The organism is Amaricoccus macauensis (assembly GCF_014201905.1).
GTDB lineage: Bacteria > Pseudomonadota > Alphaproteobacteria > Rhodobacterales > Rhodobacteraceae > Amaricoccus > Amaricoccus macauensis.
In genome coordinates, this window is sequence record NZ_JACHFM010000002.1 from 566,198 (window position 1) to 591,133 (window position 24,936).

At 67.5% G+C, this 24,936-nt stretch carries 30 protein-coding genes; 11 read left to right on the forward strand and 19 right to left on the reverse strand.

Features of this window, described 5'->3' with window-relative positions; all coding sequences use genetic code 11:
- Window positions 1-85 precede the first annotated feature (85 nt).
- A complete protein-coding gene (locus HNP73_RS10245; RefSeq protein ID WP_246399713.1) occupies window positions 86-400 on the forward strand; it encodes a BufA1 family periplasmic bufferin-type metallophore in 315 nt (104 codons plus the stop codon).
- A gap of 3 nt (window positions 401-403) precedes the next feature.
- Here HNP73_RS10245 and HNP73_RS10250 read toward each other — a convergent pair whose 3' ends face one another.
- Window positions 404-1,198 carry a neutral zinc metallopeptidase gene (locus HNP73_RS10250; RefSeq protein ID WP_184148555.1) on the reverse strand — a complete coding sequence of 265 codons (795 nt, stop codon included), beginning with the start codon at window positions 1,196-1,198 and terminating at the stop codon, window positions 404-406.
- A gap of 104 nt (window positions 1,199-1,302) precedes the next feature.
- Here HNP73_RS10250 and HNP73_RS10255 point away from each other — a divergent pair, with 104 nt between their 5' ends.
- Together HNP73_RS10255 and HNP73_RS10260 are read left to right on the forward strand one after the other, a co-directional pair.
- Window positions 1,303-1,884, forward strand: a complete 582-nt coding sequence (locus HNP73_RS10255) for a VTT domain-containing protein (protein ID WP_184148556.1) — start codon at window positions 1,303-1,305, stop codon at window positions 1,882-1,884.
- A complete protein-coding gene (locus tag HNP73_RS10260; protein WP_184148557.1) occupies window positions 1,881-2,354 on the forward strand; it encodes a disulfide bond formation protein B in 474 nt (157 codons plus the stop codon). Before HNP73_RS10255 ends, HNP73_RS10260 begins: the two co-directional genes overlap by 4 nt.
- On the opposite strand, the gene HNP73_RS10265 is transcribed toward HNP73_RS10260, so the two are convergent.
- The gene (locus HNP73_RS10265) at window positions 2,327-2,896 is read right to left on the reverse strand and encodes an HNH endonuclease (protein WP_184150597.1); all 570 of its coding nucleotides are present in this window, start codon (window positions 2,894-2,896) and stop codon (window positions 2,327-2,329) included. The two genes, HNP73_RS10260 and HNP73_RS10265, sit on opposite strands and share 28 nt — an antisense overlap.
- A gap of 272 nt (window positions 2,897-3,168) precedes the next feature.
- Here HNP73_RS10265 and HNP73_RS10270 point away from each other — a divergent pair, with 272 nt between their 5' ends.
- A complete protein-coding gene (locus HNP73_RS10270) occupies window positions 3,169-4,164 on the forward strand; it encodes an aldo/keto reductase (RefSeq protein ID WP_184148558.1) in 996 nt (331 codons plus the stop codon).
- 110 nt (window positions 4,165-4,274) lie between these two features.
- On the opposite strand, the gene HNP73_RS10275 is transcribed toward HNP73_RS10270, so the two are convergent.
- Entirely contained in the window at window positions 4,275-4,502 is a 228-nt protein-coding gene (locus HNP73_RS10275; RefSeq protein WP_221288449.1) for a hypothetical protein, read from the reverse strand.
- Window positions 4,503-4,611: 109 nt separating this feature from the next.
- Between HNP73_RS10275 and HNP73_RS10280 the strand changes: the two genes are divergently transcribed.
- Both HNP73_RS10280 and HNP73_RS10285 read left to right on the forward strand, forming a co-directional pair.
- Window positions 4,612-5,538 (forward strand): DnaJ C-terminal domain-containing protein, encoded by a 927-nt coding sequence (locus tag HNP73_RS10280; protein WP_184148559.1) that lies wholly within the window; start codon window positions 4,612-4,614, stop codon window positions 5,536-5,538.
- On the forward strand, window positions 5,535-5,870 hold the full coding sequence (locus tag HNP73_RS10285) for a chaperone modulator CbpM (protein ID WP_184148560.1): 336 nt from the start codon (window positions 5,535-5,537) through the stop codon (window positions 5,868-5,870). The genes HNP73_RS10280 and HNP73_RS10285 overlap by 4 nt, the downstream gene beginning before the upstream one ends.
- A gap of 96 nt (window positions 5,871-5,966) precedes the next feature.
- On the opposite strand, the gene HNP73_RS10290 is transcribed toward HNP73_RS10285, so the two are convergent.
- A complete protein-coding gene (locus HNP73_RS10290) occupies window positions 5,967-6,623 on the reverse strand; it encodes a CPBP family intramembrane glutamic endopeptidase (RefSeq protein WP_184148561.1) in 657 nt (218 codons plus the stop codon).
- A 62-nt stretch (window positions 6,624-6,685) separates the two neighbouring features.
- Here HNP73_RS10290 and HNP73_RS10295 point away from each other — a divergent pair, with 62 nt between their 5' ends.
- Window positions 6,686-7,033, forward strand: coding sequence for a DUF4326 domain-containing protein (locus HNP73_RS10295; RefSeq protein WP_184148562.1), 348 nt, complete (start codon window positions 6,686-6,688; stop codon window positions 7,031-7,033).
- Window positions 7,034-7,038: 5 nt separating this feature from the next.
- Here HNP73_RS10295 and HNP73_RS10300 read toward each other — a convergent pair whose 3' ends face one another.
- From HNP73_RS10300 to HNP73_RS10325, 6 genes are all read right to left on the reverse strand, one after another.
- The gene (locus HNP73_RS10300; protein ID WP_184148563.1) at window positions 7,039-7,392 is read right to left on the reverse strand and encodes a HesB/IscA family protein; all 354 of its coding nucleotides are present in this window, start codon (window positions 7,390-7,392) and stop codon (window positions 7,039-7,041) included.
- Between the two features lie 123 nt (window positions 7,393-7,515).
- Window positions 7,516-8,247 carry a DUF3307 domain-containing protein gene (locus tag HNP73_RS10305; protein WP_184148564.1) on the reverse strand — a complete coding sequence of 244 codons (732 nt, stop codon included), beginning with the start codon at window positions 8,245-8,247 and terminating at the stop codon, window positions 7,516-7,518.
- A gap of 84 nt (window positions 8,248-8,331) precedes the next feature.
- The gene (locus tag HNP73_RS10310; RefSeq protein WP_184148565.1) at window positions 8,332-9,015 is read right to left on the reverse strand and encodes a hypothetical protein; all 684 of its coding nucleotides are present in this window, start codon (window positions 9,013-9,015) and stop codon (window positions 8,332-8,334) included.
- Between the two features lie 50 nt (window positions 9,016-9,065).
- Complete coding sequence (locus HNP73_RS10315) at window positions 9,066-9,431, reverse strand: SUF system Fe-S cluster assembly protein (protein WP_184148566.1); 366 nt, start codon at window positions 9,429-9,431, stop codon at window positions 9,066-9,068.
- A 101-nt stretch (window positions 9,432-9,532) separates the two neighbouring features.
- Window positions 9,533-10,378 carry a 3-deoxy-8-phosphooctulonate synthase gene (kdsA, locus tag HNP73_RS10320; protein WP_184150603.1) on the reverse strand — a complete coding sequence of 282 codons (846 nt, stop codon included), beginning with the start codon at window positions 10,376-10,378 and terminating at the stop codon, window positions 9,533-9,535.
- A 123-nt stretch (window positions 10,379-10,501) separates the two neighbouring features.
- Window positions 10,502-11,374: a LysR family transcriptional regulator gene (locus tag HNP73_RS10325; RefSeq protein ID WP_184148567.1), complete on the reverse strand. Its 873-nt coding sequence runs from the start codon at window positions 11,372-11,374 to the stop codon at window positions 10,502-10,504.
- 228 nt (window positions 11,375-11,602) lie between these two features.
- Here HNP73_RS10325 and HNP73_RS10330 point away from each other — a divergent pair, with 228 nt between their 5' ends.
- Window positions 11,603-11,821 carry a DUF1127 domain-containing protein gene (locus HNP73_RS10330; protein WP_184148568.1) on the forward strand — a complete coding sequence of 73 codons (219 nt, stop codon included), beginning with the start codon at window positions 11,603-11,605 and terminating at the stop codon, window positions 11,819-11,821.
- Window positions 11,822-11,860: 39 nt separating this feature from the next.
- Here HNP73_RS10330 and betC read toward each other — a convergent pair whose 3' ends face one another.
- From betC to HNP73_RS10370, 8 genes are all read right to left on the reverse strand, one after another.
- Window positions 11,861-13,357: a choline-sulfatase gene (gene betC, locus HNP73_RS10335; RefSeq protein WP_184148569.1), complete on the reverse strand. Its 1,497-nt coding sequence runs from the start codon at window positions 13,355-13,357 to the stop codon at window positions 11,861-11,863.
- Window positions 13,358-13,460: 103 nt separating this feature from the next.
- Window positions 13,461-14,402, reverse strand: a complete 942-nt coding sequence (gene choX, locus HNP73_RS10340) for a choline ABC transporter substrate-binding protein (protein ID WP_184148570.1) — start codon at window positions 14,400-14,402, stop codon at window positions 13,461-13,463.
- Window positions 14,403-14,710: 308 nt separating this feature from the next.
- Window positions 14,711-16,336, reverse strand: a complete 1,626-nt coding sequence (locus tag HNP73_RS10345) for an ABC transporter ATP-binding protein (protein ID WP_184148571.1) — start codon at window positions 16,334-16,336, stop codon at window positions 14,711-14,713.
- A complete protein-coding gene (locus tag HNP73_RS10350) occupies window positions 16,336-16,878 on the reverse strand; it encodes a GNAT family N-acetyltransferase (RefSeq protein ID WP_184148572.1) in 543 nt (180 codons plus the stop codon). The genes HNP73_RS10345 and HNP73_RS10350 overlap by 1 nt, the downstream gene beginning before the upstream one ends.
- The gene (locus HNP73_RS10355; RefSeq protein ID WP_184148573.1) at window positions 16,875-17,987 is read right to left on the reverse strand and encodes an ABC transporter permease; all 1,113 of its coding nucleotides are present in this window, start codon (window positions 17,985-17,987) and stop codon (window positions 16,875-16,877) included. The genes HNP73_RS10350 and HNP73_RS10355 overlap by 4 nt, the downstream gene beginning before the upstream one ends.
- Window positions 17,987-19,063: a microcin C ABC transporter permease YejB gene (locus HNP73_RS10360; RefSeq protein ID WP_184148575.1), complete on the reverse strand. Its 1,077-nt coding sequence runs from the start codon at window positions 19,061-19,063 to the stop codon at window positions 17,987-17,989. Before HNP73_RS10360 ends, HNP73_RS10355 begins: the two co-directional genes overlap by 1 nt.
- A 25-nt stretch (window positions 19,064-19,088) precedes the next feature.
- The gene (locus HNP73_RS10365) at window positions 19,089-21,017 is read right to left on the reverse strand and encodes an extracellular solute-binding protein (RefSeq protein WP_246399716.1); all 1,929 of its coding nucleotides are present in this window, start codon (window positions 21,015-21,017) and stop codon (window positions 19,089-19,091) included.
- Window positions 21,018-21,232: 215 nt separating this feature from the next.
- Window positions 21,233-21,730 carry a c-type cytochrome gene (locus HNP73_RS10370; RefSeq protein ID WP_184148577.1) on the reverse strand — a complete coding sequence of 166 codons (498 nt, stop codon included), beginning with the start codon at window positions 21,728-21,730 and terminating at the stop codon, window positions 21,233-21,235.
- A 147-nt stretch (window positions 21,731-21,877) separates the two neighbouring features.
- Here HNP73_RS10370 and HNP73_RS10375 point away from each other — a divergent pair, with 147 nt between their 5' ends.
- Window positions 21,878-22,936: a patatin-like phospholipase family protein gene (locus HNP73_RS10375; protein ID WP_184148579.1), complete on the forward strand. Its 1,059-nt coding sequence runs from the start codon at window positions 21,878-21,880 to the stop codon at window positions 22,934-22,936.
- Here the strand turns inward: HNP73_RS10375 and pdeM are convergent.
- Window positions 22,923-23,615 (reverse strand): ligase-associated DNA damage response endonuclease PdeM, encoded by a 693-nt coding sequence (gene pdeM / locus HNP73_RS10380; protein WP_184148581.1) that lies wholly within the window; start codon window positions 23,613-23,615, stop codon window positions 22,923-22,925. The two genes, HNP73_RS10375 and pdeM, sit on opposite strands and share 14 nt — an antisense overlap.
- A 144-nt stretch (window positions 23,616-23,759) precedes the next feature.
- Between pdeM and HNP73_RS10385 the strand changes: the two genes are divergently transcribed.
- Both HNP73_RS10385 and HNP73_RS10390 read left to right on the forward strand, forming a co-directional pair.
- Entirely contained in the window at window positions 23,760-24,371 is a 612-nt protein-coding gene (locus HNP73_RS10385) for a holin-associated N-acetylmuramidase (RefSeq protein ID WP_184148583.1), read from the forward strand.
- Window positions 24,368-24,901 carry a holin family protein gene (locus tag HNP73_RS10390; RefSeq protein ID WP_246399718.1) on the forward strand — a complete coding sequence of 178 codons (534 nt, stop codon included), beginning with the start codon at window positions 24,368-24,370 and terminating at the stop codon, window positions 24,899-24,901. The genes HNP73_RS10385 and HNP73_RS10390 overlap by 4 nt, the downstream gene beginning before the upstream one ends.
- The last annotated feature ends 35 nt before the right edge of the window (window positions 24,902-24,936 follow it).

Sequence of the window (24,936 nt, forward strand, 5' to 3'; positions counted from 1 at the left end):
GGCATCCGTCGGCGGCGACTTGCCCGGACGGGCGTGGTATCCAAGATCCCGCGGAAGGATGACCCCGCCCGGGAGTGATATGGTGATGATGCGTTTCAGTCTGGCAAAGGTTCTCGCCCCTCGGCTCGTCGCCACGGGGCTTGTCGCCGCGGGCCTTCTGGCGGCCGGGCTCACGGTCGCGCCGGTTCGGGCGCAGGAGCGTGAGAAGTGCTTCGGCGTGGCGAAGGCCGGCCAGAACGAGGGTCTTGCATCCGGGCCGGGCAAGAGCACGATCGACTTTCAGGGCGATGCGTGGGTCTGGGTTCCGGCGGGCTCCTGCGCCACCATCACCCTGCCGGTGCAGGGCGACGGCACCCCGCGGCGTGGCGCGATCCAGCCGCTGGCCCGCGATCGGGGCTGAGCCTCAGCGTGTCACGAGCGTCACCGGGCTCGGGCAGGCCGTGCCACTCGCGTCGGCATAGCCTCGCCGGAACGCCGCCTCTCGCTCCTCCACCGTGCCTTCGCCGAAGGTGTCGAGCTCGGGCGGGATCGGCCGCCCGACGGACGCGAAATCCGCGGCGATCGTCCGGGTCGAGCGGACCAGCCGGCCCCAGAAAGCATCCGGCACTCCCCCGAGGCTCGACCGGGTCCCCCACGCCCAGGCGCCGGTCAGGCAGTCTGCCTGCAACGCCAGACCCAGCATGATGTCGGTGCGTCGCTTCTTGCGCGCGCCGATCATGTCGAGCGCGGCCATGTCGAGGATATCGCTCTCGCGCTGGCGGTGCTCGGCCGCGAGGCGTGCGGCCGCCAGCACCACCGCGAGTTCGGCATCGCCCTTGAGACGGGCGACCAGCGACTCGAGGTAGCCGAGATCGAAGGCCGCCGTGCCGGTCTCCGGGCAGTAGAAGACGCCCCGCCCGCTCACGCCGGCAGCACAAACCGAAGATGTGGCGCCACGGAAGAACATGAGCTCCGCGCGCCTCGCACCGGGTACCGCGCGCCTCGTTGCCGCATCGGCCTCGGCAAAGGCCGCCTCGGCACGGCGGGCGATCGCCTCGCTGCTGAAGCTGAGATCGGCAGCGGGGGGCACGACGCGCATGGGCGCCGTCGCCCAGCCCCAGACCGCACCAACCCCCGCAAGGCCGAAAAGGACGGCAAGAACCGACCAGATGCGCAAAGCGGTCGACGAGGGCGTGTGTGTCGGGTCAATCCTCGTCATGTCCGCTACCCTCTCGATGCCGCGAGGCGCCGGCGGAACGGTCTTGACGCGTCGCGGGCCATCGTGGTGGTTGTGCGCGACACTGACGCAAAGGTCTGAAACAAGTGCTACGACGGGTCTATGAGTGGACGCTGTCGCTCGGATCCTCGCGTCATGCGGTCTGGGCGCTCGCAGCCGTCAGTTTCATCGAGAGCTCGGTCTTCCCGATCCCGCCGGATGCGCTTCTCATCCCGATGATCATCGCGGATCGCTCGCGCGCATGGCGCCTGGCACTGATCTGCACCGTGGCGTCCGTGCTCGGCGGCTTTCTCGGCTACGCCATCGGCTACTATGCCTTCAGTGCGATCGGCGAGCCGCTGCTGCGCTTCTACGGCATTTCGGAGCAGTACCTGCACCTCGAGCAGCTCTATGCGAAGTACGGGGCATGGCTCATCATCATCAAGGGCGCGACGCCGATTCCGTTCAAGCTGGTGACGATCGCGAGCGGCGCGTTCCACTTTCCGCTGCTCATCTTCGCGGTGTCGGCGATGATCTCGCGTGGTATCCGCTTCTTCCTGATCGCGGGGCTGCTCTGGAAGTACGGTGAGCCGATCCGCGACTTCATCGAACGTCGCCTTGGTCTTGTCTTCAGCATCGCCGTCGCGCTTCTGGTCGGCGGCTTCCTCCTGGTCGGATTGGTCGGATGAACACTCTGCAACTTCGGGCGCTCGGGCCGACCCTCGGCTCGCTCGCGCTGCTTCTCGGGGCCTATGGCTTTCAGTACATCGGCGGGCTCCAGCCCTGCCACCTCTGCCTGCTGCAACGCGCGCCGCACGGCATCGCGATCCTGATCGGGATCCTGATCCTGGCCTGGCCGGTGCGCGGGTTCGCGCTGCTCGCCGGGCTCGTGGTGCTCGCGGGCGCCGTGATCGCCGGCTACCACGTGGGTGTGGAACAGCACTGGTGGGCGGGTCCCGCGAGTTGCACGTCGGCGGCGCCGGTCACCGGCGACCCCGGGGCGCTCCTCGACCAGATCCTCGCGACGCCCACCGTGCTCTGCGACGCGATCGCGTGGAGCTGGCTTGGCATCTCCATGGCCGGCTGGAACGCGATTGCCTCGCTCGTGCTCGGCTGGCTCTGGTTCCGGGCCTACGCCTCCAGCTCGGCGTCCCAGTAGAGATAGTCCATCCAGCTCTCGTGCAGGTGGTTCGGCGGGAACTTCCTGCCGATGTTCTGCAACTGCTCGGGGGTCGGGCGGACGGGCTTGCGCCGCAGGTTCATGCCCGCCTGCTTCAGGGTCTTCGAGCCCTTGTGCAGGTTGCACGGCCCGCAGGACGCCACGACGTTTTCCCATGTGGTACGCCCGCCCTTGGAGCGCGGCACCACATGGTCGAAGGTGAGATGTTCCCGGCTCGGGCAGTACTGGCAGGTGAATTCGTCGCGCAGGAACAGGTTGAAGCGGGTGAAGGCGCTGGAACGCGCCGGCTTCACGTATTCCTTCAGCACCACCACCGAGGGAATTCGGAAGGCGATGGAGGGCGAGTGGACCAGCGTGTCGTACTCCGCCACCACCGACACCCGGTCGAGCACCGCCGCCTTCACCGCCTCCTGCCATGGCCAGAGCGACAGTGGCAGATAGGAGAGCGGGCGGAAGTCCGCATTGAGCACCAGCGCCGGATGATCCCGGAGGCCACCGGGATGCCGGACGAAGCTGGGCATGTTCGTGCAGTGCAGCATCCAAGGATCCTCGTCGGGGCCTCTGCGACGCGCCATGGGGTACGGCGCTTCGGCACGACCACGTACAGGCTACATCTGGTCGGGTTTTGCTGACAAGCCTCTAGATAGAGACGATTTTGTGAACAGTACGGGCGTTTGCGCTAAATGTTGCTGCTCTGATATTTTGCCGCAGCGCGGGACGTGAAGCTTCGCCCTTGCGGTGCCGGTCACCGATTGGCTAGCTCGTGCCCGGAAAACGATGCACGGAGAGACACATGGAGCGGCGCAGGCTCGGAGCAGGCGGACCGGAGGTATCAGCGATCGGGGTTGGATCCATGTCTTTCGGCGGCTTCTATGGCCCGACGACGGAACCTCAGTCCCACGCGCTTCTCGCGGCGGCGCTCGATCTCGGCATCGACCACGTGGATACCGCGAACGTCTACGGCATGGGAGTCTCGGAGACTGTCATCGGCAGCTTTCTCAGGGGCCGCAAGGGGCCGCCTCCATTCCGCATTGCAACAAAGGGGGCGATCACCCGCGACGCTGATGGGCGCCGACGCTATGACAATACCGCCGCACACCTCGGCCGTGAACTCGACGGCAGCCTGAAGCGGCTCGGCGTCGAGTCGGTCGATCTCTACTACGTGCACCGCCGTGATCCGTCGCTGCCGATCGAGGACGTGGCCGAGACCATGGCCGGCTTCGTGAAGGCCGGAAAGATCCGCGCGATCGGCTTCTCCGAGATCGCACCCTATTCCCTGCGGCGTGCTGTCGCAGTGCAGCCCGTCGCCGCGGTGCAGTCGGAATATTCGCTCGCCACCCGCCTGCCGGAGCTTGGCCTCGTGCAGGCCTGCGAGGCGCTCGGGGTCACGCTCGTCGCCTTTTCGCCGGTTGCCCGCGCGCTCCTGACCGACCGGCCGCCGACGCCCGAGCATGCCATGACCTCGCAGTTCATGCTGTCGAACCCGCGGTTCACCGAGCCAAACCTCTCGCTGAACCTCGCCCGCACGGACGAGTTCCGCCGCCTCGCTGCCGACATGGGCACGAGCGCCGCCGCCCTCGCCATCGCCTGGCTGCTGGCGCGCAGCCCCGCGGTGGTGCCGATCCCCGGCACCCGCACCGTCGGCCACCTGAAGGAACTGGCAGCCGGCGCCGAGCTCGAACTTGACGCCGAAGACCTGCGGCGCATCGAGACGATCCTGCCGATCGGCTGGGCCGCGGGCGATCGCTACTCCGAGGAGCAGTCGATCGGCCCCGAGCGCTACTGCTAGGCGAAGCAGGTTCGGTGACAGGCTGCCGGCGCAGACCCTGGTTCCTGCCCCGGGGCTCGCGGTCGACGGCCTTGCCAGGCTCCGCCGGATCGGTTTGCGCGCCCCGGGCGCTACGGCTGCGGCGGCTCGTCGGGCGGGGGCTGCTTCGCCCGATCCGGATTGAAATCAAAGAAGAAACCGTAGGCCGCATAGGCCGCCAGTCCGAGGAAGATCGTCCCCCAGAACGGCGAGCCGGTGGCGAACTCCAGCACGCCCCAGCCCGCCGGGATCGCGGTGAAGAGGATCCGCATCCAGAGCGGCCGAAACCAGGGATGGTCGGTATCGAGGAATTTCTTCACGTGCGTTGCGCCTCCGGTTGGCCGCGAGGGTAACGATGGGCCGCGCGTTGACAACCCCGCCCGGGCGCGTGACTGTTGCAAGGGGGAAAATCCGGGAGCAGAGTTGAGGATGAGCGACGACCCGTATGCCGCGCTCGGCGTTTCCAAGACGGCGACTCTCGATGAGATCCGCAAGGCCTACAAGAAGATCGCCAAGGAAAGTCATCCGGATCTCAATCCCGGTGACGCGAAGGCGGCTGACCGCTTCAAGGCGGCGGCCGCCGCCCATGACCTGCTGAAGGATCCGGAGCAACGCGCCCGCTTTGATCGTGGCGAGATCGACGAGCAGGGCCACGAGCGGCCGGAGCGGCGGTTCTATCGCGAGTACGCCGAAGGGCCGGAGGCGACTTATCACACCTCGCATGGCTATGAGGACTTCGGCGACTATTCGGACATCTTCTCCGATCTCTTCGGCCAGCGCTCCCAGCAGGCGCGGGGTGCCGGGCGAGGGCAGGGCATCCGCATGCGCGGCCCGGACCGGCATTACACGCTGGAGGTGGATTTCCTCGAGGCGGCCAAGGGCGGCAAGCGGCGCATCACGCTGCCGGGCGGCGGCGCACTCGACGTGCAGATCCCCGAGGGCATCGCCGACGGCCAGACGTTGCGGCTGAAGGGCAAGGGCGGCGAAGGCATCGGTGGCGGCGAGCCGGGCGATGCGCTCGTCACCGTCATGATCGCGCCGCACAGCCATTTCACCCGCGACGGCGAGGACATCGCGCTCGAGTTGCCGATCTCGATCGACGAGGCGGTCCTCGGCGGCAAGGTCGAGGTGCCGACGATCGACGGCCCCGTGGCGCTCACCATCCCGAAGGGCGCGTCCAGCGGCCGGGTGCTGCGCCTGCGCGGCCGCGGCGTGCGCAAGCGTGACCGCACCGGTGATCAGCTCGTCACACTCCGGATCGTGATGCCGCCCAAGGTTGACGACGAGCTGACGACGTTCTTCGAAGGGTGGCGCAAGAAGCACGGCTACGACCCGCGCAAGGGGGTGTTGTCATGAGACTCTATTCCGAAACCGAGGTGGTCGCCCGCGTCGAGGGCATGACCGTGACGCGGCTCCGGGCGTTCGTCGCCGCCGAATGCGTCCGCCCGTCCGAGGCCGAGGGCCACGTCGGCTATGCCGAGGCCGACCTCGCCCGCCTGCGGCTCGCCGCCGAGCTTGCGCAGGATTTCGAGCTCGATCCCCACGCCTCGGCCATGGTCCTGTCGCTCGTCGACCAGATCCACGGCCTGCGCCTCGCGCTCCGCCGCCTCGGCGAAGCCGTCGGCGAGGAGCCCGACGAAATCCGCACCCGCGTCCGCGCCCGCCTGCGCGGCCCTGGCGCTTCCTGACCGGAGCGGAGGCAGAGCCGGATCATCCTCTCCGGAGTCGTGAATTGCCGCGATGGCGTCGATCGGTCGGGGGAGCCCGTCCGGTCGGAAATCGCCCTACCGCATCGCGCCGTGGTAGAAGAAGACCCCGAGCCCCGCGGTAAAGACGATGAGCCCGCAGATTGCGTGCATCACCACCGCCTGCGCAAAGCCGCCGCGTCCGAGATAGCCGCGCGCGAAGAGCACCCCGCCGACGAAGGTCATGGAGAGCGTCACCGGGCTCCAGAACAGCAGATGCGCCAGCGCGAAGACACCGCCGTTCACCAGAAGCGCCACCCGTGCGTCGGCAAAGAGCGCGGCATACCGCCGGAAGAACAGCGCCCTGAACACCAGCTCCTGCGGCAAGGCCGACAGGATGGGATAGAGCACCATCAGCAGCAGCCAGAACCCCGGCGCCCGGCGCGGTAGCCGGAACAGCGCGTCGGGCACCAGCCAGAGCACGAAGACGAGCGACGCCACTGCGGTCAGCGCCGCGGCGACCCCGATCTCCCGCCAATCGAGGTTCCGCCAGCCGTGGAGCAGCTCGCGCCAGCGAAAGTCCGGGGTGACCGCGAGCAGCCCGATCGCAACGGCGACGACACAGAGAAACAGCGGATGCAGCCAGTCGGGCGGCAAGGCGAAGGCCATCACCAGCGGCGCCGCGAGGAAGATGACGGCGAATTCGGCCGCGAGACGTGCTCGCTCAGCGGTGATTTGTGGTGTTCCGATTGTCAATGCGTCGACCCGGTCTATGCTGATATCTATGAAGTAGGGCTGCAAACCACCGAGGTGAAGGCATGTCCCAGGCACCCACCCGGGTTTCTCTCAAGGAGCATCGCGACTGGCGCCCCGATGCTCTGCCGAAGGACGTGGTCTATATCGGCCGGGCGGTGCATCGCGGTGGCTGGCACCTGCCCGACTCGCCCTTCGCTAATCACGTGGCGAGCGCCGCGGCCGTTGGTCATCCCGAAGCCGCGCGGCTCTACGAGGAGGTGATGCGCGTCCACCTCGCGGCGGGCGACGGGCCGGTCAGCGCCGCGGAGATCAGGGGGCTTGCCGGACACCGGCTCGCCTGCTTCTGCACGCCGGAGGAGGTGTGCCACGCCGACGTGCTGATCCGGCTCTGGCACGAGCTCGAAGGCTGAAGGGCTTACGGCTGTTCGCCGAACTTGATCGATTCGCCGCAGCCGCAGGCATCGACCACGTTCGGGTTGTTGAACTTGAAGCCCGACTCGATCAGCCCTGAGGCGTAGTCGATCTCGGTGCCGAACAGGAACATCTGCGCCATGGGTGCGATCATCACCCGCGCGCCGTTGCTCTCGACCACCTCGTCGTGGGGGTTGATCTCCGAGGCGTACTCCATGGTGTATTCCATGCCGGCGCAGCCGCCCTTGCGCACGCCGATCCTGAGCCCCTTGGTCTCGCCATGCGCGATCAGGCGGGCGATCTGCGCTTCGGCCGCCGGGGTCATCGTCACTGGAGGCTTGCCGGGAATGCCGAACATTTCGCCCGTCCTGTCATCTGGTTGTTGCTCTCTTAGGTAGTGCCAAGCCCCACATGTCTCAAGTCCCATGGAACTCAAGTCCCATGGTACTCAATTCCCGGGGAGCGCCGTCCCATGGTCAGGTCACGGCGCGAGGGCCCCGAGGATCGCCTGGGTGCCGAACGCCGCGCCGAGCCCCCAGCCGAAGCTCGCGAGAGTGCCGATGATGACGTATTCGCTCACCCGCCGGTCGTGCTCCCGCGTCATCTCGCCGAAGCGGAGCAGCGATTTCGCCGCGATCAGGAAGCCGATGCCCTCGGGCTGGCCCACCAGCACGAAGAGCAGGATCAGCGCCCGCTCCAGCCGGCCGATGAGGCGACCGGCCGCGGCAAGGCTGGCCGGGTCCTTGATGGCGAAGTCCCCGGTGATCGCCTGCACCGCATAGCCGCCCGCGATCACGGCGGCGATCGCGCCGCCCGCCACCGTCATCGCCTCGGGCAGCAGACCGAGCGAGGGCGCGACCGCCGGCAGACCCCAGATCCCGCCACCGTAGGCGGCTGGCCAGAGCGCGGCCCCGAGCCAGATCACCGCGCCATGCGCCGCCTGATCGGCGGCAAACCCGGCGAACCCCTTGCCGCCCCACATGAGCTTCGCCCAGTCGATCGCCAGATGCAGCAGCGCAACGGTCGCGATGAGGGCGGGAGCGGGGGCGAAGCCCAGCGCCGCCCAGCTCGCCACCGCCACGATCAGCACGTGGAGGGGCAGGGCCCAGAGACGCCGCGCCGGATCCCGCTTCGCCGCGATCAGCCGTCCCGGCTGGAGCAGGAAGTCCGCCACCAGATGCCCGAACCCGAGGGCGACCGCAGTCTCAAGCACGATGACAGGATCCCGGGCCTGTTTCGCCTTCCACAGGAAGAACCGGCTGTTTTCCAAGATACAGGGTTATATACCTGTAATGCCTCATACGCCCTCTACCGCCCGCAACGCCTCCTGAAGCGCCCAGTCGCCGCCGCCGGAGAGGTGCTCTGCGATCGTCTGCTGGGTCCGGCCCAACGCACGGGCCAGCGCCTCCTGATTCGGCCGCTCACGGTCGCCGAGCAGGTGCTTGAAGACCTCGGCCTGCTTCGGCGTCCAGTTGCGCGAAATCTCGTCGCAGAGCGCGAAGATCGGTGTGATCAGCGGCGCGCCCTCGGGCGGATCCTGCCACGCGATCGCAAACCGCTGCGGGCCCTTCATGGCGTCGAGGGCACGGCCCGACAACTCGAAGGCCGGACCCGAGGCGACGCTCAGGTTCGGCGCGTCCGTCGTCCAGCCCGAGCCGATCCCGATCGAGATGCGGGTGTCGAACGGGCGGCCGAGCGCCCCGAGATGCGCCCGCATCAACAGCGCGCCGCGCAGGGCGAGCGCCGGCCCGGCGCCAATGCATTGCCAGCCGTCGCCGCGGAACGCCGAAAACCGCGGCTCCCACGCCAACGCGCCCGGATCACGGGCGGAAAGGCGGCGCGCCATGTCATGCGCCGCCGCGTCCAGCGTCCGCATGGCCTCAGAGAGATCGGAAGGGCTCAGCTTCGATGACCCGACCAGATCGCCCGTGAAGACAACGATCTCGGGATGGTCGTGACGCGACTGGCTCTGCATGGTCATCCTTGCCTCGGACGCCCGACCATGGCCGGGGCGCCGGAGCGCGGCAAGGCTCACATGAACCCGAGTTCGAGACGCGCCTCGTCGGACATCATGTCCATGCCCCACTGCGGATCCCAGACGAGATCCACATCGACCTGCCGCACGCCCGGCACCACGGAAACCGCGTCCGAGACCCAGCCGGGCATGTCGGCGGCCACCGGGCAGCCGGGCGCCGTCAGGGTCATGGTGATTGCCACATCGCCGGCTTCATTGATCGCGACCGTGTAGATCAGCCCGAGATCAAAGATGTTCACCGGAATTTCCGGGTCGTATACCGAGCGGCACGCCTCGACCACCGCGTCATAGAGCGGGTGCTCGATGCTTGACGGCCGGATGAGCGGCTCGCCCTCCGTCGGATGATCGACCTCGGCGTTCATGCTGTGGACCCCTTCCCGTGGGCCTGGTGATACCTGAGGACTTATATAGGGAATCGGCCCCGCCGGTAAAGGCGTGGCCTGCTACAGGGTGTCGCGGCTGGTCAGAGGTCGAGCGGGCGGGCCTTCGCCAGTTTGTCGAAAGCAACGAGGTCGGCGAGAAGGGCCGGCATCGCGTCGAGCGGGATCATGTTCGGCCCGTCCGAGGGGGCGTTGTCCGGGTCCTGATGCGTCTCGAGGAAGACCGCCGCGACCCCGATCGCCAGCGCCGCGCGCGCCATCACCGGCGCGAACTCGCGCTGGCCGCCGGAAGAGTTGCCCTGTCCGCCGGGCTGCTGCACCGAATGCGTCGCGTCCATCACCACCGGATAGCCGGTGCGCCCCATGATCGGCAGGCTGCGCATGTCGGCGACCAGCGTGTTGTAGCCAAAGGAGGCGCCGCGCTCGCAGAGCAGGATGCGCTCGTTGCCGGTCGAGGCGATCTTTTTCGCGACGTTCGCCATGTCCCACGGCGCGAGGAACTGGCCCTTCTTGACGTTGATCGCCGCCCCGGTCTCGCCGGCGGCGAGAAGCAGGTCGGTCTGGCGGCTGAGGAAGGCCGGGATCTGGAGCACGTCGATGCCCGCCTCCACCGCCGGGGCGCAGTGATCGGGCAGGTGCACGTCCGTCAGGACCGGGCAGCCGAAGCGTGCCTTCACCTCGGCGAGGATCGCCAGACCCTCGTCCATGCCGATGCCGCGCTCGGCGTTGACCGAGGTGCGGTTTGCCTTGTCGTAAGAGCTCTTGTAGATCAGCCCGAGCCCGAGCTCGGCGCACATCGCCGCCAGCCGCTCGGCGACCATCAGCGCGTGGTCGCGGCTCTCGATCTGGCATGGGCCGGCGATCAGGGTGAACGGTGCCCGGTTCGACACCTCGAGATCACCAATGCGGACGGTACGGGCTTCGGTCATCTTCATGCCTCTCTCAGGGCTCTGCGCCGCACTCCGTAGCCCAGCCATCGGGAACCTGCAAACCCCCGGACGGCAGAGCTGGGTGTGAACCCCTGCGAAAGTCGCGACCGGGCCGAGCAGCCCTCAGGCCTGCGCCTGCCGCCGAAGCCAGGAGACGAAGGTCTTGAGCGGTGGCCGCATCACGCCCGGCCGGGTGACGATGTAGTAGCCGGTCCCGGGATCCACATCCTCGAAGAGCGCCACCACCCGGCCCGAAGCAAGCTCGGGCTCGACCACCACGCGCGAGGAGAGCGAGACGCCGGCGCCGCTGCGCACCCCCTCCAGCACCAGATGCCCAGGCAGGTGGATGACCGACCCCTTGCGCGGTGCGATCACCCCCCGGTCGCGCAGCCAGTTCGACATCTCTGAGGTGCCGAGCTCCTGCAGCCACGGCAGATCGAGAATGTCGCGCGGCTCCCGGATCGTCCGGTCGGCGAGCAGCGACACCGAGCCGACGAGCACCATCGTCGTCGGCATCAGCAAATCAGCGTCGAGTCCGCGCCAGTTGCCCTTGCCGAAACGGATCGCCACGTCGACGCCACCCGGCACCAGCTCCACGAGCTGCGAGGTCGGGTACAGCATCAGCTCGATATCCGGGTGCAGATGACGGAATTCCGAGAGCCGCGGCATCAGCCAGTTTGACGCGAAGGCCGAACTGGTCGTCACCTGCAACGGTCGCCCGTCCGCCCCCGTCAGCTCCTCCACTGCCTGTGCGATGTCACTGAACGCCTCGCGCAGCGCCTGCGCCAGCCGCTCGCCCTCCGGTGTCAGCCGGCCACGCGCGCCACCGCGCATGACGAGAAGCACGCCAAGTCGCTCCTCGAGGGCGCGAACCTGCTGGCTCACCGCCGCATGGCTGACGTTGAGCGCTGCCCCCGCGCGGGTGAAACTGCCGGTCTCGGCAAGCGCCGCGAACGCTCGAAGCGCGCTGAGCGGCGGGAGGCTCTGCCAATCCATCCGTAAGCCTGCCTTACAGTGAGCAATTCTTCCTGAGTGGCTGAGCCGCCCAAAGAAGCGCATATTCTGTATCAGAAATCAGGACCCGAAGAAAGGACGTGCAGCGATGGACATCTTCGCCAAAACTTTCATGACCGCGACGCTGCTCGACCGCCCGACCAGCCCCCGCGCGCCGCGTCACGCAACCAGCGCGGGCTGGCTCCGGCGGTTGATCCGGAGGGCACGGTGATGCGCGCCCCGGCCCGTTCGAACGGGATCGTTCACCCGATCCGCTGGCTTCGCGGCTATCTCTCCGATGCCGAATGCGTCCATGAGCGCCGCCGCTCGGCGCAGCATCTCTCGACGCTGAGCGACCAGATCCTCGCCGACATCGGCCTCAGCCGCGCCGACGCCGAGCTGCTCGCGCGCAACCCCGACGTGTTGCCGGACCGCCTGCGCCGCTGCTGAGCGCCGCGCGGACCATGTTTCGAGGCTATCCCCGCAGCATCACCCGCGGGGATAGCGTTTCGAAGCTTCGAGACTGTCGAGGTTCATGTGGTTGCGCATGAACCTCTCGGCCGCACTCCACCGCGGCTGGTGGTCCCAGGCCGTATGCGCCCCCTGACGCAGCGCCTCATAGACCACCCGGCGCCGCGCCTGACTGGCGCGAACGTCCGCGTCGAACGCCGCCAGATCCCAGCGCGCCCCGGCCTTCGCCGCCAGTGCCGCGAGCATCGTCGCATGTGCCGGATCGTCCGCCAGATCATGCGCTTCGCCCGGATCAGCCACCACGTCGTAAAGCAGCGGCGCGTCGGTCAGGCTCAGCACCAGCTTGAAGCGCCCCTCGCGCAGGCAGACCATCGGGCTCGCCGAGCCCTCGGCGGCATACTCCATCGGCACCGGAGCGCGCGCGCCGCCACCGCCGACGAGGCTCTCGCCATCGACGAATGGCGCCACATCGGCAATCCCCGCGAGCGCCGCGAGGGTCGGACAGACGTCGAGGCTCGAGACCGGCCGCGACTGCCGCCCCGGCGCGATGCCCGGCCCGGCGAACATCAGCGGCACGCGCGCTGAACCCTCGCGGAAGCTCATCTTGAACCACAGACCGCGCTCGCCCAGCATGTCGCCATGATCGGAGGTGAAGACGATCACCGTGTCCTCGCCAAAGCCGCAGCGATCGAGCACCCCGAGGATCGCCCCGATCTGTTCATCCACATAGGAGATGTTGGCGAAATACCCGCGCCGCGCGGCTCGCACATCCTCGTCCGTGATCTCGAAGGCGGTGTAATCGCTCACGACCCGAAGCCGCTGCGAGTGCGGATCGAGCTCTTCGAACGCCACCGCGGGCTCGGACGGATCGAGGGCAGGACACCCCTCATAGAGATCCCAGAACCGCTGTCGCGCCACATACGGGTCGTGCGGATGCGTGAAACTCACCGTCAGCGCCCAGGGGCGTGGATCGGCCCGGCGCGCGAGATCATGCAACCGCTGCGCCGCGAGAAAGGCGACTTCGTCGTCGTACTCAAGTTGATTGGTGATCTCGGCAACGCCCGCGCCGGTCACCGATCCCATGTTGTGATACCACCAGTCGATGCGCTGGCCGGGATGCCCGTAGTCCGGGGTCCAGCCGTAGTCCGCCGGATAGATGTCGGTCGTGAGCCGCTCCTCGAAGCCATGAAGCTGGTCGGGCCCGACGAAATGCATCTTGCCCGACAGGCAGGTCAGATAGCCCGCCCGGCGCAGGTGATGCGCGAAGGTCGGAATGTCGGCGGCAAACTCCGCGGCGTTGTCGTAGACGCCGGTACGTGACGGCAGCTGGCCGGTCATGAACGAGGCCCGTGACGGTGCACAGAGCGGGCTCGCGCAATAGGCCGCGTCGAAGCGCATCGAGCGGGCGGCGAGTGCGGCAAGGTTTGGCGCGTGCAGGAACGGCGCCGGCCCGTCGGGAAACAGCGTTCCCGCGAGCTGGTCGACCATGAAGATCAGGAAGTTGGGGCGGGACATGGGGCTTTTGCCTGGGAATGCGGGGAGCGTGGCGCCACACTGACGGCCCCACGCTTGCTGCCGCACGACGGTTCCGACGTCCTGCGGCCGATTTGCGGATGGCTCAGAGGCCGAGTGACTTCTGCACGGCGGCAAGCCCCGGCTCGCCATCAAACGTGGTGACCCCGGCGAGCCAGCCGTCGAGCACGCCCGCGTTCTGCTTCAGCCAGCCCTTCGCCGCAGACTCCGGATCCTCCTCGGCGATCAGGGCCATCATGTCGTTCTCCATCGGCACGGTGAACGTCAGGTTCCTGAAGAACGTCGCGGCGTTCGGGCACTGGGCCGGCCAGCCGGTGCGGGCGAGGGTGTAGACCTCGGCCCCGCCGTAGTTCGGCCCGAAGTAGGCGTCACCGCCGGTGAGATAGGTGATGTCGAAGGCGTTGTTCATCGGGTGTGGCGCCCAGGCGAGGAAGACGATCCAGTCCTCGGCCTTCTCGGCGCGCTTCACCTGCGCCAGCATCGCCTGTTCGCCGGACTCCACCACCGACCAGCCCTTCAGGCCGAAGTCGTCGGCGTCGATCATCTTCTGCAGGTTCTGGTTCGCCGGGGCGCCGCTTTCGATGCCGTAGATCTTGTCGTCGAACTTGTCGGCATTGGGCGCGAGATCCTTGAAATCCTTGACGCCCGCCTCGGCGACATAGCTCGGCACGCCGAGGGTGAACTTCGCGCCCTCAAGGTTTCGCACCAGCACCTCGGCAGCCTTCGCCTTGTCGAGATCGTCCCGGAAATGCTGCTGCGCCGGCATCCAGTTGCCAAGGAAGACGTCGAGATCACCGACCTTCAGTGCCTCGTAGCCGATAGGCACCGACAGCGACTTCACGTCCGCCTTGTAGCCGAGGGCATCGAGCACCGTGCTCGCGAGAGCGTTCGTCGAGGTGATGTCGCTCCAGCCCGGATCGGACATGCGAACCGTCTGGCAGGCCGCGTCATCCGCCAGTACCGGTGTCGAGAGCGCCGGCACCGCGAGCGCGAGGGCAGCGAGCAGGGCGGTGAAGCTTGGCTTCATGAGGGGATCTCCTGACGTCCGGGGCAAAGCCTGATGGCAGAGCGTGACACTGGTCGCCGCCGCTGAGGGTCCGCAAGCGGCATTTCGCGATGCGCCTGCGACGTCGCCCCCAATTTTGGACTGGAAGACTTTGCGCCAACCTAATGGCGAAATTTGTAACTTTATCACGCCGGTTCCGGTCTCGGGCTGGAGTGAGGTTCCTTCCGGTGCGGCGAGAGTCTCTGCTGAGTGCGGAGCGCGGCCGAAATGATCCTCGTCTGCTCACGACGACATCGGGATGAGTCCCGGTGGCAAGGAGTGGCAAGGGGTCAGCGACCCTGAGACGTCAGTTCCGTATCGAACGCGGCGGCGAGAAGCTTGCGGGTGTACTCGGTGCGTGGGGCGCCGAAGATCGCATTGGCGCCGCCGGCTTCCACCACGTCGCCGTTCTGCATCACCATGACCTTGTGGGAAAGCGCGCGGACCACGCGCAGATCGTGGCTGATGAAGATGTAGGCGAGCCCGTAGGTCTTCTGCAGCCGGCGCAGCAACTCGACGATCTGCACCTGTACCGTCATGTCGAGGGCGCTGGTCGGCTCGTCGAGCACCACGAGCTTCGGTTGCAGGATCATCGCCCGGGCGATGGCGATGCGTTGGCGCTGGCCGCCGGAGAACTCGTGCGGGTAGCGCTGCGCCGTCTCGGGGTCGAGCCCCACCTCGCGCAGGATCGCCGCGACCCGGCCGGCCTCGTCGCCCATTCCGTGCACGGCCAGCCCCTCGGCGACGATCTGCTCCACCGACATGCGCGGCGAGAGCGAGCCATAGGGATCCTGAAACACCATCTGCATGTTGCCGCGCACCGGGCGCAGCTCGTGGCTCTTCAGCCCCTGAATGTCGCGGCCGAGAAAGACGATGCGGCCCTCCGAGCGGATGAGCCGCAGGATCGCGAGGCCGAGCGTGGTCTTGCCGGAGCCCGACTCACCCACCACTCCCAGCGTCTCACCGGCCCGGAGCGTCAGCGTCGCGTCGTTCACCGCCTTCACATGGCCCACGACCTTGCGCAGCAGCCCCTGCCGGATGGGAAACCAGACCTTGAGATGGTCGGTGCGCAGCACCTCGGCGCCGTCGGCCGGGGCAGGGTCGGGCGTGCCGGACGGCTCGGCGGCCAGCAGCATCCGGGTATAGGGATGCTGCGGGTTCGCGAAGATCGTCGATGTGGGCCCGGCCTCGACGATCTCGCCGGCCTTCATCACCGCCACCCGGTCGGCGATGCGCCGCACGATGCCGAGGTTGTGGGTGATGAACAGCATCCCCATGCCCTCGGCCCGCTGCACCCCGGCGAGCAACTCGAGGATCTGCGCCTGGATCGTCACGTCGAGTGCCGTTGTCGGCTCGTCGGCGATCAGCACGTCGGGCTTGTTGGCGAGCGCCATGGCGATCATCACGCGCTGCCGCTGCCCGCCGGAAAGCTGGTGCGGGTAGGCGTCGAGCCTGCTCTCGGGATCGCGGATGCCAACCTGCGTCAGCAGCTCCAGCACTCGCACCCGCGCCTTCGGGCCCACCAGACCCTGATGCAGCGCAAGGCTCTCGGACACCTGCCGCACGATGGTGTGCAGCGGGTTGAGGCTCGTCATCGGCTCCTGAAAGATGAAGCTGATGTCATTGCCGCGCACGCCGCGCAGCTCGCGCGGGCTCGCCGTCGTCATCTCGCGGCCCCGATACTTCACCGAGCCCGTCACCTCGGCGTTGTCGGCGAGAAGCTTCACCGTCGAGAGCGCCGTCACCGACTTGCCCGATCCCGACTCACCCACCAGCGCCAGCGTCTCGCCGGGGTAAAGCTCGAAGCTCACGCCCCGCACAGCCTCCGTCCGCTGACCGCCCTGCAGAAACGTGACCCCGAGGTCACGCACCGCAAGCAACGGCTCGGGCAGGGGAAACTGTCCGGTGTCCTTCATCACCCGTCGTGCTCCGCGACCTTCTCCGCCCAGACGTCGCGGTCGAGACGGAAGCACATCCACTCCGCCGGCTTGCCGGAGATGTCGATCTCGCGCGTCTCCACATGCACCGCCCCGAGCCGCCCGGTGGCGATCTGCGAGCGCAGGTTGGTCGGGTCGATGTGAAACCACACCTCCGGATAGCTCGCGAACGCATGGCCGAGCATCAGTCGCTTCAGCTCGAAGTTCGTCGCCCCGCCCCAGAAGCTCCGGTCGAGGAACGTGAAGCCGATGGCGATCGTCTCCGGCCGTTCGGGGGGCACATAGAACCGCGAACCGCCGATGATCCGCCCGGTCGCCCGCTCGACGACGGCCAGCACACCGCCCGCCTTGAGCAGGAAATCGAAGTAGGGATCGAACGCTTCGCGCCGCCAGCGCTCCTTCGCCGGATGCCCCGCCCAGGTCTCCGGGTCCGAGGCCGCGCCATGCAGACCGTCGCGGTCCGCCGCCTCGAGGGGCCGAAGCTCCAGGGTCGGGCCGACGAGTTCGGGGGAAAGGTTCATCGGAAGGTCTTTCGCGGGTCGAAGGCGTCACGGACCCCTTCGAAGATGAAGACGAGCAGCGAAAGCATGATGGCGAAGGTGAAGAACGCCGTGAAGCCGAGCCACGGTGCGTTCAGCCGATTCTTCCCCTGCAACGCCAGCTCGCCCAGCGACGGATAGGACGGCGGTAGCCCGAGCCCGAGGAAGTCGAGCGCTGCCAGCCCGCCGATCGCCCCGGTAACGATGAACGGCATCAGCGTCAGCGTCGCCACCATGGCGTTCGGCAGGACGTGCCGCACCATGATCTTCAGATCGCCGAGCCCGAGCGCGCGTGCCGCCCGCACATACTCGAAGTTCCGCGCCCGCAGAAACTCCGCCCGCACCACGCCGACCAGCGACGTCCACGAGAAGAACGCGATCAGAAGCGTCAGTAGCCAGAAGTTCATCGTGAAGATCGCCGAGAGGATGATGATGATGTAGAGGCTCGGCATGTTCGTCCAGATCTCGACGATCCGCTGGAACGTCAGGTCGATCCAGCCACCGAAATATCCCTGCATCGCGCCCGCGGCGATGCCGATCGCCGACGAGATCACCGCCACGACAAGCGCGAACAGCACCGAGATGCGGAAGCCGTAGATCACCCGCGCCACCACGTCGCGCGTCTGGTCGTCGGTCCCGAGCCAGTGCACCCGGTCCGGCGGCGACGGCGCGGTCGTCACCTCGTAGTTGATCGTGTCGTAGGAGAACGGGATCAGCGGCCAGAGGATCCAGCCCGGCCGCTCCACCTTCACGCCGTTGACCGCACCGGTCTGCTCGAACCCGGCGATGACACCTGCAGGGTCGTCAAGACAGTCCTCCGCCCCGTCGGTGCGGATCAGGCACTGCACCTCCGGCGTTGCATACTCCGCCTCGGTCTCGAACTCGCCGCCGAAGTCCGCCTCGGAATAGAAGCGCACGACCGGCATGTAGAAGCCGCCGTCGTAGCGCACCAGAAGCGGCCGGTCGTTCGCCACGAACTCCGCACAGAGCGTAATGACGAACAGTACGAGAAAGATCCAGAGCGACCAGAACGCCCGGCCATTCGCCCGGAAGTTTGCCAGCCGTCGGCGCTGGAGGGGGGAAAGGGCCATCAGGTCTCGCGGGTTTCGAAGTCGATGCGCGGATCCACCCAGACGTAGGTGAGATCGGAGAGCAGCCCCACGAGCAGGCCCATGAGGCCGAAGACATAGAGCGTGCCGAAGACCACCGGATAGTCGCGCTGCAGGGCGCTCTCGTAAGCCAGCCGCCCGAGCCCGTCGAGGGAGAAGATCGTCTCAATGATCAGGCTGCCGCCGAAGAACACCGAGATGAAGACCGCGGGAAATCCGGCGATGACGATGAGCATCGCGTTGCGGAAGACGTGGCCGTAGAGCACGCGCCTTTCGGTCAGGCCCTTGGCCCGCGCCGTGATGACATACTGCTTCTTGATCTCGTCGAGGAACGAGTTCTTCGTGAGCAGCGTCATAGTGGCGAAGGCGCCGATCGTCGAGGCGATCACCGGCAGGGTGATGTGCCAGAAATAGTCCACGACCTTGCCGATCATCGAGAGATCGGCCCAGTTGTCCGACGTCAGCCCGCGCAGGGGAAAGATCCGCCAGTAGCTGCCGCCTGCGAAGAGCACGAGCAGCATGATTGCAAAGAGAAAGGACGGGATTGCATAGGCGACGATGATCGCGGCCGATGTCGCCGTGTCAAACCGGCTGCCGTCGCGTGTCGCCTTGGCGATGCCGAGCGGGATCGAGATCATGTAGGCGAGCAGCGTCGACCAGAGCCCGAGCGAGATCGACACCGGCATCTTCTCCAGCACCAGATCGAAGACCGAGATCGAGCGGAAATAACTCTCGCCGAAATTGAAGGTGAGATAGTTGCGGATCATCAGAACGAACCGGGTGAGCGGCGGCTTGTCGAAGCCGAACTGCTTCTCCAGATTCGCGATGAACTCGGGTGGCAGGCCCTGCGCGCCGCGATAGTCGCTGCCGGCCGCCACATCGCCCCCACCGCCGCCGCTGATACGCCCGGTGGCGGACGTCGCCTCGTCGTTCACCTGGGCGATGATCTGCTCTATCGGGCCGCCGGGCATGAACTGCACCAGCACGAAGTTCACCAGCATGATGCCGAAGAGCGTCGGTATGATGAGCGCCAGCCGGCGCAGGATATAGGCGCCCATCAGGCGGCCCCGCGCTGCGCCGGGCTCACCGGAGCGCGCCTTCCGCCTTCAGCTTGTCGAACTTCGCCTGATCGAACCACCAGTAGGCGTCGCCACGCGAGTATGTGGGCGGGGCAGGTGGCATCCCGAAGACGTCCCAGTAGGCGAGCCAGTGATAGGGGCGATACCAGTTCGAGACCCAGATCTGCTTCTGGCGCAGCACCCGGTCGAGGGCGCGCACCCGCGACACCATCTCGTCGCGGCTGGTCGAGGCGATGATCTTCTCCACCAGCGCGTCCACCACCGGATCGGCGAGCCCGCTCATGTTCACCGTTCCCGGCGTGTTGGCGCTCTGGGAGCTGAAGAACTGCCGGAGCTCCAGCGAGGGGCTGAGCGACATGACAAATCGCGCGACCGCAATATCATAGTCGAAGTTCTTCTGGCGCTCCTGCATCTGCGCCGCGTCGATCTGGCGATAGCTCGCGTCGATCCCGACCTGCCGCAGGTTGGTGACGAAGGTGTTGATGATCGGCTCGAATGACGCATTGTCGTCGACGAACGCGACCTGCAGCGTCTGGCCCTTGTCGTTCACCCGCATCCCGCCGGGGCCGACCCTCCACCCGGCATCACCGAGCAGTTTCGACGCCTTGCGAAGCGACGCCCGGTCGAGCCTGTCGGGCTTCTGCACCGGCGGCGTCCATGCGGGCTCGGTGAAGATCTCGGGCGGCAACTGGGCGCGGAACGGCTCCAGCGCTGCCAGTTCCTCGCCCTCCGGCAGGCCCGAAGCCGCCATCGGCGAGTTCATCCAGAAGCTCGTGGTCCGCTGGTTGAGCCCATGAAAGAGCGCCTGGTTCGTCCACTCGAAGTTGAACATGAGGCCGATGGCCTCGCGGACCCGCTGGTCCTTGAACTTGTCCCGGCGCAGGTTCATCCAGAACCCTTGCGTGCCCCCGGGACGACCGTCGGGGACCTCCGCTTTGGTCACCCAGCCTTTTTCGAGCGCGGGGAAGTTATAGCTGGTCGCCCAGAGCGCCGACGACATCTCCTCGTGGAAGAAGTATTCACCGACCTTCAGTGCCTCGAACGCGGCATTGTTGTCGGCGAAGTACTGGTAGATGACGCAGCCGAAGTTGTTGGCTCCGACGTTGACGGGGAGATCCCTGCCCCAGTAGTCGGTATTGCGGCAGTAGCGGACCGACTTGCCGGCCTGCACGGCTTCGATGACGTATGGCCCCGAGCCGATCGGTGGCGTGAGCGTCGAGGCGGCGAAGTCGACCGTATCGTAGTAGTGCTTCGGCAGCACCGGCAGGCCGCCGGCGAGCTGGGGCAGGTCGCGCTTCGGCGCCTCGGGCCGGAAGGTGAATTTCACCCGGTGCGGGTCGAGCGCCTCGGCCCCTGTGATGTCCTGCAGCGTGATCTGGTAGACCGGCGCGCCTTTCTCGATCAGCACGTTATAGCTGAAGACCACGTCCTCGGCGGTGACCGGCACGCCGTCGGAGAATTTCGCCTCCGGCCGAAGGTTGAAGATCACCCAGGAGCGGTCCTCGGGGTATTCGATGCTCGCCGCAACGAGCCCATAGCTCGAATCCGGCTCGTCGTCCGAGCCTGCGAGGAGCGTGTCGTAGATCAGACCCAGCCCCTGCGCCGGTTCACCCTTCAGGATGAAGTTGTTCAGGCTGTCAAAGGTCTGACTCGCGCCGGTGCCGCGGAAGCTCATGGTGCCGCCCTTGGGCGCATCCGGGTTCACGTAGTCGAAATGTCTGAAGTCGGCCGGGTACTTCAGATCGCCGAAGGCCGAGATGCCATGACTCGTGATGACGGGGGCATCCACGCTAGCTGCAGCGGCGGCTTCCTCCGCCGATGCCGCGGCGGGCAGGACGGCGGACGCCGCGAGGACGAGCGCCGTGAAGACGAGACCGTGCCAGCGGGTGGCGGTCATCGCGGTAGGGGCCGTGGTGCGGGGCCAGTCGGACATCGGCAGCTCTGATCGGGTTGCGGGTTGCCGCCACTCTATCGCCGAATGGCCTTGGGTAAAGCGGTCGCGGCGAGTTTGACCGCTTCGTGAATGCCGCGTCCAGCCGAAACGCTGCGCGCGTCAACCTGAATTGAGATCAGGTTGACGCGCGAGCCTCTTACCATGTGAATTCAGTCGCTTGGCGGGCCCGCGCAACCCGCGCAGGCACCAGCCCCTTACTGGGCGTGTGCCTCAAGGTAGGCGATCACGTTCGCCCGATCCTCGTCCTTCGGCAGGCCCGCGAAGGACATCTTGGTGCCGGGCGTGAACTTCTTCGGGTTCGCGAGGAAGTGGAAGAGGTTGTCCGGGGTCCAGTCATCACCGTGCGACTTCATCGCGTCGGAGTAGGTGAAGTCACCGAGCGAACCGATCGGACGCCCGACGACACCGTTCAGGTGCGGGCCGACCGCGTTCGTGTTGTCGATCTTGTGGCAGGCAGCGCACTTCTTGAAGACCGCCTCGCCCTTCGCGACATCCGCCGCCGCGACCAGCGCCGCCACGTCGACCTGCTCGGCCCCGCCGCCATCGCCCTCGGCCGCCTCGACGGGCACCACGAAGGACGTCGCGTCGGTCCCCACGTGGAAGATCGCGCCCGCAGCCATGTGAATCAGCAGGAAGACCAGCAGACTCCCACAGATCGCCCCGACGAACTTCGTGATTTCCATCGTGTTCATGGGGTCTCGCTCACCTCGCTCGCGGGTCGTGCCGACCCGTCTGGCCTCGTTGGCGTCGTTTTAGCCGCTTCACGCGATGGTGTGCAAGACGCTTGCGCCGCTTCCGCTGCCGAGCGACGAAAGGCGCGTCCACGAAGGAGCCGCCACATGGCGCGAGCAGCCAGGCCCATCAACCTCGCCCTGCAGGGCGGCGGCTCGCATGGCGCGCTGACCTGGGGCGTGCTCGACCGGCTCCTCGAGGACGACCGGATCGATATCCGCGCGGTGAGCGGCACCAGCGCCGGGGCGATGAACGCCGTCGCGCTGGCCGACGGATTCGCCCGAGACGGCGCCGCCGGGGCGCGCGCCGCGCTTGCCAATTTCTGGAAGGCGGTAAGCGATGCGGCCCGCCTCTCACCGGCGCAGCGGACATGGGCCGACCGTCTGGCCGGCCGCTACAGCCTCGACCGCTCGCCGGGATATCTCTGGATGGAAGCCCTGGGACGGATTTTTTCTCCCTACGAACTCAACCCGTTCGACCTGAACCCGCTACGCGACCTCCTCGCCGCGCAGGTGGATTTCGACCGGGTGAATGCCTCGCCCGTTCAGGTGAGTGTCACCGCGACCAACGTCCGCACCGGCCTGCCGCGGGTCTTTGCCACTGGCGAGCTCACTGTCGACGCCGTGCTCGCCTCGGCCTGTCTGCCCCAGCTCTACAAGGCGGTCGAGATCGGCGGCGAGGCCTATTGGAACGGCGGCTTCTCCGCGAACCCCGCACTCTACCCGCTGGTGGCGAATGCCGAGAGCCCGGACGTGGTGATCGTGCAGATCAATCCGCTGATCCGGCGTCGCCTGCCGCGGACGGCGCGCGAGATCATCAACCGGATGAACGAGATCAGTTTCAACACGAGTCTCGTGAAGGAGCTTCGCGCGCTGGCGATGGTGAAGAAGGCCGGGATGCCGCCGCCGGGCTCGGAGGCGTCGGGGGGCGCGTTCCTGCATCTCATCCACGTCGACGAAGAGGTGCAGGACCTCGCCGCTTCCAGCAAGCTCAACGCCGAATGGCGCTACCTCAGCACGCTCTTCGAGCGCGGGCACCGCTGGGCCGACGTCTGGCTCCGGGACAACTTCGACCGGGTGGGCGTTGCCTCGACGCTGGATCTCGACCGGCTCTTCGAGGAGGGCCCGCGTCCCGCCGGTCTGCCGCCACGCCTCACCGACGGCTGAGGCGGTCGGCCCGGGCGAGGGCAGGCGCGAGAGGAAGTGCCACGCAGGGCTCGCCGGTCAGGATCGCCCGCGCGTCCGACCCGAGCAGTCCCGCCAGCGCCGGATCCCCGGCGCAAAGTCCCCCGGTGTAGGCCCCGAACGCCGGCAGGATCAGCCGGCGTGAGTCGTGCAGGAAACACGGCCGCGAGACCGTCCTGCCGCCGATCGCGAGGCGAAGTTTCGGATGATAGTGGCCGGAGACTTCACCCGGGGCTGCGTCTGGCCGGGCGATGTGGCGGAGGACCAGAGGGCCGAGAATCACCTCGTCCAGGTGCCGTCCGCCGAGGCCGAGGGGTGCGGGATCGTGGTTCCCGGCGATCCAGAGCCAGTCGCGACCGTCCGCGATGGTCGCGAGCCGGTCGCGCTCTGACAGGGTCTCGCTCGCCACGTTGTCGTCGAAACTGTCGCCGAGACAGACCACGCGGAGCGGGTCGAGGCGGGCGATTTCGGCCGCGAGGCGCGCCAGGGTGTCACGGGTCTCGTAGGGCGGCAGGAGCGTCCCGCCGCGCCGGGCGATCCGTTCCGCCTTGCCGAGGTGCAGGTCGGCGACGCAGAGCAGCCGCTCCCCGGGCCAGAACAGCCCGCCCGAGGCGAGCGCGAGCAGCGGCGTGCCGGCAAGGACGAGAGGCGCGGAGTTCATGGCGCCCGGATTGCGGCATGAGACGGGGCGGGACAAGCGCGGATCGTTCCCGCCCGGGGCCAGCTCACGGGATCTCAATGGAATCTTAGCGGCTCGGTGCCAGTCTCCGCGCGGTTTTACCCAACATTGCTGGAGACAGATCCGATGCACTCGGTCGAGAGCATCGCGGCGGAGATCGTGCGCCGCGAAGGAGGATTCGTGAACGACCCCGACGATCCGGGAGGGGCGACCAAGCATGGTGTCACGCTCGGCACGCTGCGGCGGCTCGGCATCGACCTGGACCGCGACGGTGACGTCGACGTGGACGACGTGAAGGCCCTGACACCGGCGCGGGCAGCGCAGATCTACGTGAGGCACTACTTTCGCGAGCCGGGGATCGACCGGCTTCCCGAGCCGCTGCAGCCGAGCGTCTTCGACATGCAGGTGAACGCCGGCCAGAACGCGGTGAAGATCCTGCAGCGACTGATGGCGGCGTTCGGGCTGCCGCTCGCCGACGACGGGGTGGTCGGGCCGGTGACGGCGCGGACGGTGGCGCGGGGGATGGCAAAGGCGCCGCACCATCTGGTCGACGCCTACGGCATCGCCCGGCGCAATTACTACTACAGGCTCGCGGACGGCCGGCCGGCGAGCCGGAAGTTCGCCCGGCGAAACGACGGAGGCAAGGGCGGCTGGATCGTTCGGGCGGAGGAGTTCATGGCGGAGAAGTATCATCTCACGGCGGCTGAGCACGCGGCGCGGGTGGCAGCATGGGCATGATGGCGGCGGTTCTCGGGGCGGGCAGCACCGCGCGGCAAATCGGCGACGTGGTGGGCGGGGTGGCCGAGATCTTCGTCGGCAACCGGGCGGAGCGCGAGGCGGCAGAGAGCCGCGAGCCGGCGGCGGCGCTGACCGAGTTCGGCGCGGAGTTCGCGCGCACGCCGGCGGGCCGGTTCGACGGGTTCGTTGATGGGTTGAACCGCCTGCCGCGGCCGTTGCTCACGCTCGGCACGCTCGGGCTCTTTGTCTACGCCATGGCCGCGCCGTCCGGTTTTACCGTGCGAATGCACGGGCTCGACACGGTGCCCGAGCCGCTGTGGTGGCTGCTCGGGGCGATCGTGTCGTTCTATTTCGGCGCGCGGGAGCTGCATCACCAGCGCAGCCGCGTGGCGGGCATCGGTCAGGCCGTGGCCGAGGCGAAGGCGGTTGCCGCGCCCAGGGTTGCGCCCCAGCCGCTCGCGGCGGTTGCGGCTGTCGATCCGGATCGCAACCGGGCGGTTGAGGACTGGCGGCGGACGCAGCGCCGCTGAGAGGGAGCGGAGAGGCGGGGGGGGGGAGACCTCCC

Excerpts from the sequence above, each read along its gene's own strand:
- HNP73_RS10385 (WP_184148583.1), top strand. The coding sequence starts at position 23,760 with ATGCACTCGGTCGAGAGCATCGCGGCGGAGATCGTGCGCCGCGAAGGA.
- HNP73_RS10285 (WP_184148560.1), top strand. The coding sequence starts at position 5,535 with ATGAGACTCTATTCCGAAACCGAGGTGGTCGCCCGCGTCGAGGGCATG.
- HNP73_RS10315 (WP_184148566.1), bottom strand. The coding sequence starts at position 9,431 with ATGAACGCCGAGGTCGATCATCCGACGGAGGGCGAGCCGCTCATCCGG.
- choX (WP_184148570.1), bottom strand. The coding sequence starts at position 14,402 with ATGAAGCCAAGCTTCACCGCCCTGCTCGCTGCCCTCGCGCTCGCGGTG.
- HNP73_RS10260 (WP_184148557.1), top strand. The coding sequence starts at position 1,881 with ATGAACACTCTGCAACTTCGGGCGCTCGGGCCGACCCTCGGCTCGCTC.
- HNP73_RS10280 (WP_184148559.1), top strand. The coding sequence starts at position 4,612 with ATGAGCGACGACCCGTATGCCGCGCTCGGCGTTTCCAAGACGGCGACT.
- HNP73_RS10370 (WP_184148577.1), bottom strand. The coding sequence starts at position 21,730 with ATGAACACGATGGAAATCACGAAGTTCGTCGGGGCGATCTGTGGGAGT.
- HNP73_RS10345 (WP_184148571.1), bottom strand. The coding sequence starts at position 16,336 with ATGAAGGACACCGGACAGTTTCCCCTGCCCGAGCCGTTGCTTGCGGTG.
- HNP73_RS10365 (WP_246399716.1), bottom strand. The coding sequence starts at position 21,017 with ATGTCCGACTGGCCCCGCACCACGGCCCCTACCGCGATGACCGCCACC.
- HNP73_RS10310 (WP_184148565.1), bottom strand. The coding sequence starts at position 9,015 with ATGACCATGCAGAGCCAGTCGCGTCACGACCATCCCGAGATCGTTGTC.
- HNP73_RS10295 (WP_184148562.1), top strand. The coding sequence starts at position 6,686 with ATGTCCCAGGCACCCACCCGGGTTTCTCTCAAGGAGCATCGCGACTGG.
- pdeM (WP_184148581.1), bottom strand. The coding sequence starts at position 23,615 with ATGAACTCCGCGCCTCTCGTCCTTGCCGGCACGCCGCTGCTCGCGCTC.
- HNP73_RS10300 (WP_184148563.1), bottom strand. The coding sequence starts at position 7,392 with ATGTTCGGCATTCCCGGCAAGCCTCCAGTGACGATGACCCCGGCGGCC.
- HNP73_RS10350 (WP_184148572.1), bottom strand. The coding sequence starts at position 16,878 with ATGAACCTTTCCCCCGAACTCGTCGGCCCGACCCTGGAGCTTCGGCCC.
- HNP73_RS10270 (WP_184148558.1), top strand. The coding sequence starts at position 3,169 with ATGGAGCGGCGCAGGCTCGGAGCAGGCGGACCGGAGGTATCAGCGATC.
- HNP73_RS10390 (WP_246399718.1), top strand. The coding sequence starts at position 24,368 with ATGATGGCGGCGGTTCTCGGGGCGGGCAGCACCGCGCGGCAAATCGGC.
- HNP73_RS10355 (WP_184148573.1), bottom strand. The coding sequence starts at position 17,987 with ATGGCCCTTTCCCCCCTCCAGCGCCGACGGCTGGCAAACTTCCGGGCG.
- HNP73_RS10375 (WP_184148579.1), top strand. The coding sequence starts at position 21,878 with ATGGCGCGAGCAGCCAGGCCCATCAACCTCGCCCTGCAGGGCGGCGGC.
- HNP73_RS10360 (WP_184148575.1), bottom strand. The coding sequence starts at position 19,063 with ATGGGCGCCTATATCCTGCGCCGGCTGGCGCTCATCATACCGACGCTC.
- kdsA (WP_184150603.1), bottom strand. The coding sequence starts at position 10,378 with ATGACCGAAGCCCGTACCGTCCGCATTGGTGATCTCGAGGTGTCGAAC.
- betC (WP_184148569.1), bottom strand. The coding sequence starts at position 13,357 with ATGTCCCGCCCCAACTTCCTGATCTTCATGGTCGACCAGCTCGCGGGA.
- HNP73_RS10330 (WP_184148568.1), top strand. The coding sequence starts at position 11,603 with ATGCGCGCCCCGGCCCGTTCGAACGGGATCGTTCACCCGATCCGCTGG.
- HNP73_RS10325 (WP_184148567.1), bottom strand. The coding sequence starts at position 11,374 with ATGGATTGGCAGAGCCTCCCGCCGCTCAGCGCGCTTCGAGCGTTCGCG.
- HNP73_RS10245 (WP_246399713.1), top strand. The coding sequence starts at position 86 with ATGATGCGTTTCAGTCTGGCAAAGGTTCTCGCCCCTCGGCTCGTCGCC.
- HNP73_RS10250 (WP_184148555.1), bottom strand. The coding sequence starts at position 1,198 with ATGACGAGGATTGACCCGACACACACGCCCTCGTCGACCGCTTTGCGC.
- HNP73_RS10265 (WP_184150597.1), bottom strand. The coding sequence starts at position 2,896 with ATGCCCAGCTTCGTCCGGCATCCCGGTGGCCTCCGGGATCATCCGGCG.